Annotated in this window: 8 protein-coding genes; 3 read left to right on the top strand and 5 right to left on the bottom strand. The window is 72.8% G+C overall.

Translation table 11 applies throughout. The features are described 5' to 3' along the window. Positions 1 to 6 precede the first annotated feature (6 nt). The 3 genes from ABFO07_RS31410 to ABFO07_RS31400 all read left to right on the top strand — a co-directional run bounded on the left by ABFO07_RS31410 (position 7) and on the right by ABFO07_RS31400 (position 2,704). A complete protein-coding gene (locus ABFO07_RS31410; RefSeq protein WP_059563232.1) occupies positions 7 to 531 on the top strand; it encodes an aspartyl/asparaginyl beta-hydroxylase domain-containing protein in 525 nt (174 codons plus the stop codon). A gap of 10 nt (positions 532 to 541) precedes the next feature. After that, positions 542 to 1,621, top strand: coding sequence for an NAD-dependent epimerase/dehydratase family protein (locus ABFO07_RS31405; RefSeq protein WP_059810818.1), 1,080 nt, complete (start codon positions 542 to 544; stop codon positions 1,619 to 1,621). Positions 1,622 to 1,690: 69 nt separating this feature from the next. Next, the gene (locus ABFO07_RS31400; protein ID WP_059884198.1) at positions 1,691 to 2,704 is read left to right on the top strand and encodes a UDP-glucuronic acid decarboxylase family protein; all 1,014 of its coding nucleotides are present in this window, start codon (positions 1,691 to 1,693) and stop codon (positions 2,702 to 2,704) included. A 231-nt stretch (positions 2,705 to 2,935) separates the two neighbouring features. Here the strand turns inward: ABFO07_RS31400 and ABFO07_RS31395 are convergent, their stop codons facing one another. The 5 genes from ABFO07_RS31395 to ABFO07_RS31375 all read right to left on the bottom strand — a co-directional run bounded on the left by ABFO07_RS31395 (position 2,936) and on the right by ABFO07_RS31375 (position 11,888). After that, positions 2,936 to 3,670: a glycosyltransferase family 32 protein gene (locus ABFO07_RS31395; RefSeq protein ID WP_347469873.1), complete on the bottom strand. Its 735-nt coding sequence runs from the start codon at positions 3,668 to 3,670 to the stop codon at positions 2,936 to 2,938. Positions 3,671 to 3,908: 238 nt separating this feature from the next. Beyond that, the gene (locus ABFO07_RS31390; protein WP_347469872.1) at positions 3,909 to 7,115 is read right to left on the bottom strand and encodes an efflux RND transporter permease subunit; all 3,207 of its coding nucleotides are present in this window, start codon (positions 7,113 to 7,115) and stop codon (positions 3,909 to 3,911) included. Beyond that, the gene (locus ABFO07_RS31385; protein WP_347469871.1) at positions 7,112 to 8,368 is read right to left on the bottom strand and encodes an efflux RND transporter periplasmic adaptor subunit; all 1,257 of its coding nucleotides are present in this window, start codon (positions 8,366 to 8,368) and stop codon (positions 7,112 to 7,114) included. Before ABFO07_RS31385 ends, ABFO07_RS31390 begins: the two co-directional genes overlap by 4 nt. After that, positions 8,365 to 10,005 carry an efflux transporter outer membrane subunit gene (locus ABFO07_RS31380; RefSeq protein ID WP_124491341.1) on the bottom strand — a complete coding sequence of 547 codons (1,641 nt, stop codon included), beginning with the start codon at positions 10,003 to 10,005 and terminating at the stop codon, positions 8,365 to 8,367. The genes ABFO07_RS31385 and ABFO07_RS31380 overlap by 4 nt, the downstream gene beginning before the upstream one ends. Beyond that, positions 9,999 to 11,888: an amino acid adenylation domain-containing protein gene (locus ABFO07_RS31375; protein ID WP_347469870.1), complete on the bottom strand. Its 1,890-nt coding sequence runs from the start codon at positions 11,886 to 11,888 to the stop codon at positions 9,999 to 10,001. The genes ABFO07_RS31380 and ABFO07_RS31375 overlap by 7 nt, the downstream gene beginning before the upstream one ends. Positions 11,889 to 11,967 lie beyond the last annotated feature (79 nt).

The raw sequence follows: 11,967 nt of genomic DNA, 5'->3' as shown, positions 1-11,967 counted from the left end.
ACGACCATGTTCTACCAGCCCGAGCTGTTCCCCATGATCCCCGCCGTCGCGCACGGCTGGGAAACCATCCTGCGCGAGCTCGACGAACTCGCGCAGGCCGCCTTCATCAAGTGGCCCGAGACGAACATCTACGACGGCAACTGGACCGTCTTCCCGCTCTTCAAGGCCGAGCAGCGCGTCGAGCAGAACTGCCTGCTGTGCCCGGAGACGACGCGCCTGCTCGAAACGGTGCCGGGCCTCGTGAACGCCGGCTTCTCGTCGCTCGCGCCGGGGACCTACATCGGCCCGCATTACGGCTACACGAACGAAGTGCTGCGCTGCCACATCGGCCTCAAGCCGTCGGAGAACTGCGCGATCCGCGTCGGCCCGGACGTGCGCAGCTGGAGCGCCGGCTCGTGCCTCGTGTTCGACGACACCACCGAGCACGAAGCGTGGAATCGCGGCACGAAGACGCGCGTCGTGCTGCTGTTCGACTTCAAGCGCGACCCGTCGCGCACCGTCACGTTCCCCGCCGAGTTCCACACCTACTGAGCACGCCGCCATGTCCACGTTACTCGTCACCGGCTCGGCCGGCCTGATCGGCTCCGAAGTCGTCGAAACGCTCGCGCCCGGCTTCGAACGCGCGATCGGCATCGACAACAACCTGCGCGCCAGCTTCTTCGGCGACGCGGGCGACACGACGCGCCGCCGCGCCCACCTCGAGCGCGCGGTGCCCAACTACGTCCATTACGCGCTCGACGTGCGCGATCGCGCGGGCGTCCTGAAGCTGCTCGCCGACAATCCGCCCGACCTCGTCGTGCACGCGGCCGCGCAGCCGAGCCACGATCTCGCCGCGCGCATGCCGTTCGACGACTTCGACGTCAACGCGGGCGGCACGCTGAACCTGCTCGAGGCGACGCGCCGCGCGAACCCCGAGGCCGTATTCGTCCATCTGTCGACGAACAAGGTGTATGGCGACGGCCCGAACCGCCTGAAGCTGGCCGAGACGGACACGCGCTGGGTCTACGCGGACCCGGCCGACGCGCTCGGCATCGGCGAGGATTTTCCGATCGACCAGTCGTGCCATTCGGTGTTCGGCGCATCGAAGGTCGCGGCCGACGTGATGGTGCAGGAGTACGGCCGCTACTTCGGGCTGCGCACCTGCTGCCTGCGCGGCGGCTGCCTGACCGGGCCGAACCAGTCGGGCGTGCAGCTGCACGGCTTCCTCAACCACCTGACGCGCACCGTCGTGCTCGGCAACGAATACCGGATCTTCGGCTACCGGGGCAAGCAGGTGCGCGACAACATCCATTCGCGCGACGTCTGCGGCTTCATCCGCGCGTTCTACGACGCGCCGCGCGTGGCCGAGGTCTACAACCTCGGCGGCGGCGCGGACAACAGCATCTCGGTGATCGAGGCGCTCGACGCCGTCGGCCGCGCGAGCGGGCGCAAGCCGGTCACCGCGTACGTCGACGAGGCGCGCATCGGCGATCACATCTGCTACGTCAGCGACCTGACGAAAATCCGGTCGCATTACCCCGACTGGCGCATCACGACGCCGCTCGACGCCCTCATCGACGAGATGGTCGAGCGCCTGCTCGTCGCCGAGGGCATCGGCCGGCCGTCGTATCACGGCGCCTGAGCGCCGCACCCACCCGCGGACGCGGCCGGCTGGCCGCGTCATCGACGTCTTCGAATCAGGAGCGACATCGTGAAGTTCACCCGCAAACGCATTCTGGTCACGGGAGGCGCCGGCTTCCTGGGGTCGCACCTGTGCGAGCGCCTCGTGCGGCTCGGACACGACGTGCTGTGCATCGACAACTATCTGACGGGCGCGAAGGACAACGTCGCGGCGCTGCTCGGCCATCCGCGCTTCGAGCTGCTGCGGCACGACGTGACGCTGCCGCTGCGCGTCGAGGTCGACGAGATCTACAACCTCGCGTGTCCGGCATCGCCGCAGCACTACCAGCGCGATCCCGTGCAGACGATCAAGACGAGCGTGGTCGGCGCGATCAACGTGCTCGGGCTCGCGAAACGCACGGGCGCGCGCGTGCTGCAGGCGTCGACGAGCGAGGTGTACGGCGACCCCGTCGTCCATCCGCAGCCGGAGAGCTATCGCGGCAACGTCAGCCTGCACGGCCCGCGCGCGTGCTACGACGAAGGCAAGCGCTGCGCGGAGACGCTGTTCTTCGAATATCACCGGCGGGACGGGGTCGACATCAAGGTCGTGCGGATCTTCAACACGTACGGGCCGCGGATGCAGCACGACGACGGCCGCGTCGTGTCGAACTTCATCGTGCAGGCGCTGCGCGGCGACGACCTCACGCTGTACGGCGACGGCAGCCAGACGCGCGCATTCTGCTACGTCGACGATCTCGTCGGCGGGCTGATCCGGATGATGCAGACGCCCGCCGACGTGACCGGGCCCGTCAACCTCGGCAACCCGGTCGAGATCCGGGTGCGCGCGCTCGCCGAGCGCATCGTCGCGCTGACGGGCTCGCGCTCGCGGATCGTCGCGCATCCGCTGCCGGTCGACGATCCGACGCAGCGCTGCCCCGACATCGGCCGCGCGCGCGAATGGCTCGGCTGGGAGCCGGCCGTCGCGCTCGACGACGGGCTGCGCCGCACGATCGAGTATTTCAGCGCGAAGCTCGGCGTGCCTGCGCGCGCGACGGATGACGCGCCGGCGCTCGACGAGCAGCCGGTGCTGATGCCGGCGTCGTGATGGCGTGATGGCGTGGTGGCGTGGTGGCGTGACGCGGTGACGCGGTGACGCCGTGACGCCGTGACGCCGTGACGCCGTGACGCCGTGACGCCGTGACGCGGTGACGCCGTGACGCCGTGACGCCGTGACGCCGTGACGCCGTGACGCGGTGACGCGGTGACGCCGTGACGCCGCGCGGGGCGTGGCGATCGCGCGGGCCGGGCGCGGTGGACGCCCACCGCGCTCGCGCCTTCAACGCTGCGCGCCGCGCAGCTTCGCGTGCGCCGCGAACACCACGCGCGTGAGTCGCGACAGCAGCCGCGTATGCGGCGGCTGCCAGTTCAGGTCCATGTCGTGGCGGCCGTAGGCGCCCGCGTCTGCCGCCGCCTGCGCGGATGCGGCCTCCGGCTCGAAATAGTCGCGGGGGCAGCACAGGGTCGTCGGCCACGCGGCCACGCCGCTTCGCTCGACGCACATCGAGAAGAAACGCGGCCCGGTGGTCGCCGCGATCTGCATCGCCGCGCGGGTACGCAGGCGCGGCGGCAGGTCGTCGAGCGGCGCGCTCGCGCCGGCACACAACGCGTCGAGCGCGGTGCGCCACAGCGGATGGCCGGGCATGCTGCCGATCAGCGCGTTGTTGTAGTCGCGCGTGCCCGACAGCACGAGCGCCCGGCCGTCGAACAGCGCGTCGACGGGCCGCAGGCTTTCGATGTCCATGTCGGCATACACGCCGCCGAGCGTGTCGAGCACGCAGTAGCGCGCGCTGTCGATGCGCTGGATGTCGTGCGCGAACGCGTCGTAGCGCGGCAGGAATCCGCTGTGGTGCGCGGCGACGTGCTCGCGCAGCGTGTGCGCGTCCCACACGCGCAGCGTCCAGTCCGGATGATGGCGCCGCCAGGTCGCGTGGTAACGCCGGTACTTGTCCGGCAGCGCATGCTCGCCTTGATACCAGATCTGATGAAGCAGCTTCGGGATGGGCCGGGTCACGGTGTCCTCGCCGGTGAGTTCGGTTCACACCGGTTCGCCGGGCAGGACGGACCGGGGGGCGCGTCGTCGGCCGCGCGCGCGGCGATCGACGCATGCATCGTAGGCCGCGCGGCGGCGCGCGTCTGCCACCGAATGGCGGGACATCGTCCGCGTGGGGGCTGCCATGTGTTCCGATGTGTTCCGATGTGTTCCGCACGGATGCGGGATCGGCGTGCGTGTCGCGTCGTGTCGTGTCGCGCTACGCACTCCGCACGGATTCGGCGTCGGCGCGCTCGTCCTGCGGATTGCGCTCGTCCTGCCGACCGCGCGCGTCCGGGTCGCGCCGGCCGTGCAGGCCGCCGCTGTCGACGCGGCTCACGCCCTCGCCCCCGCTCCCGCCTTCACCGCCACGCACCGCCTCGTCCGCACGCCGCGTGAACCGCTTCGCCATCCTCGCCTGCAGCGCATCGAGCACCACGAACGCGACCGGCACGAGCAGCAGGCTCAGCGCGGTCGACGTGACGAGCCCGCCGATCACGGTGATCGCCATCGCCGAGCGGAACACGTCGCCTTGCGGGTCGAACGCGAGCGGCAGCAGCCCGCCCATCATCGCGAACGTCGTCATCGCGATCGGCCGCACGCGCTTGCGGCACGCGTCGACGATCGCGTCGACCCGCGACAGCCGCTGCCGCTCGCGCGCGACGAGCACGTACTGCACGAGCAGGATCGAGTTCTTCGTGCACAGGCCCATCAGCATCAGCAGGCCGACGAGAGACGCGAGCGACAGGCTGAGCCCGCTCGCCGCGAGCATCGCCGCCGCGCCGCCGAGCGACAGCGGCAGTGCGACGAGCACCGTCGCCGGCAGCACGAAGCCGCCGAACAGCAGCACGAGGATCGCGTACACCGACGCCAGGCCGAACAGCATCGCGTAATAGAAGCCGCCGAACAGCTCGTCGAGCGATTCCGCATCGCCGCTCGCGCCGCGGCGCACGCCGGCCGGCAGGTCGCGCAGCGCCGGCAACGCGTCGACCTGTGCAATCACGTCGCCGAGCGGGCGGCCGCCGAGGCCGACATCCAGCGTCACGTAACGCTCGCCGTCCCGACGGTCGATCTGCGCGGGTTCGCTGTCCTCCACGAGCCGCGCGACGCTCGCCAGCGGCACGCTGCCGTCGCGCCCCGGCACGGGCAGCCGGCCCAGCCAGCCGGCGGCGCCGAGCGACGCGTTCGCCGTGTTCGCCGCCTCCGCCGCATGCACGCGCACCGGCACCTGGCGGCCGCCGACGTCGAGCCGCGGCAGGCGCTCGGGCGTATCGCCCGCCGTCGCGATCCGCAGCGCGTCGGCCGCCGCTTCGCGCGTGACGCCGAGCGCGGCGGCGCGCGGCCCGTCGAGCACCACGCCGAGCGCCGGCCGGCGCGCGGCCGCCGTCGAGCCGACCGCGCCGAGCCCGGGCGCCGCGCGCAGCGCCCGCTCGACGCGGCGCGCGGTCTCGTCGAGCACGGCGCCGTCGCGGCTCGACAGCACGATCGACATCATCTTGTCCGTCTGCTTGTCGCCGACCGTGAAGCGCACGCCCGGCACCGCCGCGAAACGGCGCGCGAGTTCCGCCTCGACCTGCGGCTGCGCGCGCGCGCGCGCGCCGGGCGGCGTCAGCGCGAAGGTCAGCACGGCCGCATCGGTCGCGCCGCCGGATGCGCCGCGCTCGCCGATCGTCGCGTAGACCGACGCGATCTCGGCCACGCCCGCCACCGCGCGCCGCGCGGCCTCGACCGCCGCGCGCGTCGCGTCGAGGTCGCTGCCGGGCGGCGCCTGCACGCCGACGACGATCTCCGCGCGATCCTGCGCCGGCAGGAACGCCTTCGGCAGCGCCGCGAGCGCCATCAGCGACGCGACGACGAACGCCGCGCCGACGAGCAGGCAGCGCCCCGGCCGCGCGACGCACCAGCGCACGCACGCGAGATAGCCGCGCATCGCGCGGCTCTCGCCGTGCGGCGGCGGCGCGCGGCGCAGCCCGTACGCGGCCATCATCGGCGTGAGCAGCCGCGCGACGGCGAGCGACGCGAGCACGGCGGCCGCCGCGGTCCAGCCGAACTGCTTGAAGTAGCGGCCGATCGCGCCGTTCATGAACGCGGTCGGCAGGAACACCGCCACCAGCGTCAGCGACGTCGCGATCACCGCGACGCCGATCTCGCGCGCGCCATCGAGCGCGGCGACCAGCGGCGGCTTGCCGTCGCCGAGGTGGCGCGCGATGTTTTCGACTTCGACGATCGCATCGTCGACGAGCACGCCGATCACGAGAATCAGCGCGAGCATCGTCAGCTGGTTCAGCGAGAAGCCGAGCCACGCCATCGCGAGAAACGCGGGCAGGATCGACAGCGGCAGCGCCGACGCCGACACGAGCGTCGCGCGCCAGTCGCGCAGGAACAGCCACACGATCACGACGGCGAGCACGCAGCCTTCGAGCAGCGCGCGCATCGCGCCGTCGAATACGTGCTGGATCGGCGCGACGTAATCCGCGACGCCGCGCACGTCGACATCGGGATGCGCGCGCCGCAGCCGTTCGATCGCGTCGCGCACGCCCTGCGCGACGCGGACTTCGTCCGCGCCCGGCGCCTGCATCACCTGCACGCCGATGACGGGCCGGCCATCGAGCAGCGCGCGTTGCGTCGTGCTCGCGGTCGCGTCGCGCAGCGTCGCGAGGTCGGCCAGCGCCGCGTGCCGGCCGTCGCCCAGCGACAGCTCGAGCGCGCCGAGCGCCGCGACGCCCGTGCCCGCCTGCGCCATCCGCACCGATTGCGCGCGGCCGTCGATGTCGACGCGCGCGGCGGGCGCGTCCGCGAGCCGCGCACGCACCTGCTTCGCGACGTCGCCCGCATCGATCCGCAGCCCCTGCAGCGCGACCGGATTCAACGCGACGTCGATCTGCCGGTCCACGCCGCCCTGCCGCTCGACGCGCGCGACGCCCGGCACGGCGAGCAGCGCCTTGCCGAGCGTCGAATCGACGAACCACGACAGGTCGACCTCATCGAGCCGCGCCGACGACACCGCGTACACCAGCAGCACCCGCTCGACGCGCTCCTGCGCGACGACGGGCTCCGGCATGTCCGGCGGCAAACGCCCGCGCACGCGGGCGACGGCGGCGCGCACGCGCTCGAGCGCATCGCGCGGGTCGGCCTCGAGCGCGAACTGGACGGTGGTATGCGAGCGGCCGTCCTTAACCTGCGACAGCACGCGCTTGACCGCGCCGATGCCGGTGAGGCCCTGCTCGATCGGCCGCGTCACGTCGCGCTCGAGTTGCGACGGCGTCGCGCCGGGCAGGCTCGCGTCGATCGCGATGACGGGCGCGTCGACGCTCGGCAGCTCGGCCACCGGCAACGCGCGAAAGCCGAGCGCACCGCCGATGCACAGCAGCGCGAACAGCAGGATCGTCGGCAGCGGCCGGCGGACCGACCATTCGAGAAAGTTCACCGCGCCCCCCCGTTCTCCGCGACGCGAACGGGAGCCGGCACGGCAACCCCGCTCGCGGCGCCGGGTGCGCCGGGTGCATCGGGCGCGACGGCGGCGCGCGCCGCGACGATCGTCACGGTATCGCCGTCGCCGAGCAGGCCCGCGCCCGACGCGACGACGCGTTCGTCCGGCCGCAAGCCCGCGACCACCTCGACGCGCCCATCCTGCGCGCGGCCGCGCACGAGCTTGACCGGGTGGACGCGATGGCGCGCGTCGATCGTCCACGCGTAATGAAAGCCGTCGCGCGCGACCACGGCCGAATCGGGCAGCGTCAGCGCGCGCGTGCGCCCCGTCACGATCGCGCCGGACACGAAACCGCCCGCCTGCACGCCGGCGTCCGCCGGCAGGTCGACGTAGACGATGCCCGCGAGCGTCGTCTTGTCGAGCACGGGCGACACCTGGCGGACGACGCCGCGCGCCGTGCCGCCATCCGCGCGCACGAGCTCGGCCGGCTGCCCCGGGCGGATCGCGGCGAGCGCGCCCGCGCCCATCTGCGCGCGCCACTCGAGCCGGCCGCCGCGGATCAGCGTGAACACCGCCGCGCCGGCGGCGGGCACCGCGCCTTCGATCGCCTTGCTGGTCGCGATCACGCCGTCGTCGGGCGCGCGCACGGTCGCGCGGCGCAGCTGCAATTCGATGCCCGCGAGACGCGCCTGCGCGCCCGCCAGTTGGGCGGCGCTCACCTTCTCCTGCGTCTGCGCCTTGATCAGGTCCTGCCGGCTGATCGAGCCGGTTTCGTCGAGCGTCTTCGCGCCGTCGAGCTGCGCACTCGTCTGCGCAAGCCGCGCCCTCGCCTCGGCCACGCCCGCCTGCGCGTCGGCGCGCTTCACCGCCAGGCCGGCCGTGTCGAAGCGGGCGAGCACCTGCCCCTTGCGCACCCGATCGCCGACGCGCGCGTCGACGGCCGCGAGCGGCAGCTCGCCGGGCGCGGTCAGCTCGATCTCGTCGTAGGCGGCGACGGCGCCGCTCGCCTGCTCGCGCGTCGCCCAGTCCCGCAGCTCGGGGGCGACGACGCTCACACCGAGTACGGCGTTGCCGGGGGCGGCGGACGCGGCCGGCCGGGCGGCATCCTGATTCGTGGGCTGGTTCGCGGGCTGATTCGTAGCCTGATCCGCGGACGGCCGCGACGGTCCGCAACCGCTCGCAAGCATCGCGGCGACCCACGCGAGCGCCGCCGCGCGCCGGACGACCCGGTCGATACGCGCGCCGCTCATCGCACCGCCTCGCTCGCGATGCGCACATCGCTCGTCGCAGGCCCGTCCGTCACCGCCTGCCTTTTCTCCGGCCCGTCCGCCCCATCCGCCCCGCCATCGCTCGCCGTGTCAGCCTGCCGCCAGCCGCCGCCGGCCGCGCGATACAGCGCCACCCACGCCTGCGCGCGCTCGAGCCGCGCGGACGCAACCGACTGGCGGCTCGTCACGTACTGCCGGCGCGCCGTCTCGACTTCGAGCACGTCGCTCGTGCCCGCGCCGAAGCGCCGCTCGATGGTCTGCGCATAGCGCCTGTAATTCTCCTGCGCGACGAGCGCGGCGCGTTCCCGCCCGACCGACGCCTCGACCCGCACCAATGCGTTTTCGACTTCCATCACCGCCTGCCTGACCTTCCGTTTGTAGTTCGCGAGCGCTTCGTCATAGCGCCCGCGCGCGCCCTCGACGCGCGCCGCGCCACTGCCGCCGTCGAACAGCGGCACGTTGACCGTCGGCCCGAACAGCCAGGGCCGCAGCGTCAACGACTGTCCGCTGACCTGATAACGGTCGATCTCGATCGAGCCCGACAGCGACACCGACGGCAGGCGCGTCGCGATCGCCTCGCCGATCTCCGCGCTCGCCGCGGCGAGCGTGCGCTCCAACGCGCGCACGTCGGGCCGCTGCTCGAGCGTGCGCGCCGGCAGCGCGTCGAGCGCACCGCCGCGCGGCTCGGGCACCTTCGCGTAGCCCGCCGCGAGCCGCGCGTCGAGCGCGTCGCGCGGCACGCCGGTCAACGCGACGAGCTCGTTGCGGTCCGCCTCGCACTCGGCGCGCTGGCGCGCGAGCACGTCCTCGCCTTCCGCGATCGACGCCTTCGGCAGCGTCGCGTCCGACGGCGACAGAAAACCGGCCGCGACGCGCCGCCGCGTCACCTCGTCCGACGCGATCCGCGAGCGCTGCTCGTCCGCCTGCGCGTCGACGAGCGATTCGCACGCACGCGTGCGGAAATACGCGTCGGCCACGTCGGACGCGACGCTCACGCGCGCGTCGTGCCAATCGTCGACCCGCGCGTCGATGCGCGCGGCGTCGGCCTGCAGCCTGCGCCGCGTCTTGCCGAACAGGTCGATTTCCCATGACGCCTGCAGCCCGGCGCGCATCGTGTCCAGTTCGCCGCTCTGGATCGACGTCGACTGGCTCACGTCGTTCGACGTCACCGCCTGCGTGTTCGCGTTCGAGCGGTTGAACGACGCGATGCCGTCGAGTTTCGGCAGCAGGCCGGCCATGCTCGTCGCGCGGCTCGCCCGCGCCTGGCGCAGCCGCGCGAGCGCCGCGTCGATCGTCGGGCTGTCCGCCTGCGCCGCGTCGATCAGCGCCGACAGCGCCGGATCGTCGAATTGCCGCCACCAGCGCGCGAGCTCGACGACGCTGCCGTCGTGCGGCAACGTCGCGTGCCACGCGTCCGGGATCTTCAGCGACGACGCGTCGGGCGGCCGGTAAGCCGGCCCGAGCATGCAGCCCGGCAACCCCGCGAGCAGCGCGCACGCCACCGCCAGCGCGCGCCAGCGGCGACGCGACGGCACGGCGCCGGGCCGGCCCGCGACGCGGGACGACGACGATGCGCGAGCCGCATGACCGTGGCGCGCATCGCGCGCGTCCGTCAGCAAGCCTGCGCCGGCGCGTCGACGCGCCGCGACCGGATGAAGTGCGCGAGCGTCGCCGCCGTCGCGCCGCTCGCGAGCGCGCCGAGCTCGAACTCGATGCCGTAGCGCGCTTTCAGCTCGACGAACGAGCGGATCAGCGCGAGCGACGTGCCGCCGAACGAGAAGAAATCGTCGTGCGGCCCGATGCCCTTGAGCCCGAGCCGTTCGCGCCACACGTCCAGCACGGCGGCGAGCTCGTCGGTGCGCGGCGCGGCGGCGGCGCCCGGTTGCGCGTCCGCGGCGGGCGCCCATGCGGCCGTTTCCGGCGCGGGCAGCGCGCGCCGGTCGATCTTGCCGTGCGCGGTCAACGGCAGCGCGGCGAGCACGACGTAGGCCGACGGCCGCATGTGATCGGGCAACTGCTCGGCCGCGCGCGCCTTCAGGCCGGCGATCGCCGCATCCGTCGCGTGCTGCGCGCCGTGCGCCGGCACGACGTAGGCGACGAGCCGCCGGTCGCCTTCGCCATAGTCGTGACCGCATACATGGCATGCATCGAGCGAGCCGTCCTGCAGCAGCGTCGCCTCGATTTCGCCGGGCTCGATCCGGAAGCCGCGGATCTTCAGCTGTTCGTCGGCACGGCCGACGTAGATGTATTCGCCGTCCTCGCAACGCAGCGCGAGATCGCCCGTCCGGTATGCGCGCACGGGCTTGCCCGTCTGCGGGCACGGCAGCCGCACGAAGCGCTCGGCGGTGAGTTCGGGCCGGTTCAGATAACCGCGCGCGACGCCCGCGCCTTCCACGTAGATCTCGCCCGTCACGCCATCCGCGACGTGCCGCCCGCGTTCGTCGAGCAAATGCAGCCGCAGGTGCGGCAACGGCACGCCGATCGGGCTCGCCGTCGACTGCACGTCGCGCCGCGTGATGCGCCTGAACGACACGTGCACGGTCGTTTCGGTGATGCCGTACATGTTGACGAGCCGCGGCCGCTCGTCGCCGTGGCGCGCGAGCCAAGGCGCGACCAGCGACGGCGGCAGCGCTTCGCCGCCGAAGATCACGTAGCGCAGCGCGAGCGGCTGCGCCGCGCCGCGATCGACCGCGTCGAGCTGGCGAAACGCCGACGGCGTCTGATTGACGACCGTCACGCCGTGATGCGCGAGCCAGCGGTGAAACGCGGCCGGCTCCCGCGACACGGCATACGGCACGACCGCGACCTGCGCGCCGGTCAGCCACGCGCCCCACACCTCCCACACCGAGAAGTCGAAGCCGATCGAATGGAACAGCGACCACACGTCGGATGCGCCGAAGTCGAACCACGCGCGCGATTGCTCGATCAGGTGCAACACGTTGCGATGCTCGACCATCACGCCCTTCGGCTTGCCGGTCGAACCGGACGTGTAGATCACGTAGGCGAGATCGTCGGGGCTCGACGCCGGCTCGACGTAGCCGTCGGCGGCCGCGCGCGCGGGCAGCAGCGCGTCGGCGGCAAGCATGCGCACGTTCGCGCCGGACAGTCCGGCCGCCGTGCCGGCCGTGCAGACGACGAGGCCGACGCCGCTGTCCGCGACCACGTGCGCGATGCGCTCGCGCGGATAGGTCGGATCGATCGGCAGATAGGCGCCGCCCGCTTTCAGGATACCGAGCAGCGCGACGAGCATGTCGACGCCGCGCGTCATATAGAGGCCGACGAGCGCGCCGCGCACGACGCCTTCGTCGCGCAGCGTGCGCGCGAACGCGGACGACAGGTGGTCCAGTTCCGCATACGTCAGCCGCCGGGTTTCATCGGCGGCGGCAACGTGATGCGGATATTCGCGCGCACGCTCGCCGAACGCGTGATGCAGCGAGCGAACGTCCGGACGATGCCGCTCCGTCACGCGGCGATCCTCTCGTATCGATTCGGAAACTTGCACGGCGATCCCCTTTTCAACGGACGGCGCATCGCCAGGGCCGGCGACCGCTTCAAGCGTCGGAGCGTCGATTTGACCATCG

It is taken from the genome of Burkholderia stagnalis, assembly GCF_039848545.1.
GTDB classification, from domain to species: Bacteria; Pseudomonadota; Gammaproteobacteria; order Burkholderiales; family Burkholderiaceae; genus Burkholderia; species Burkholderia stagnalis.
Note: the sequence above shows the minus strand (reverse complement) of the source record. Positions and strands in the feature narration are given on the sequence as shown.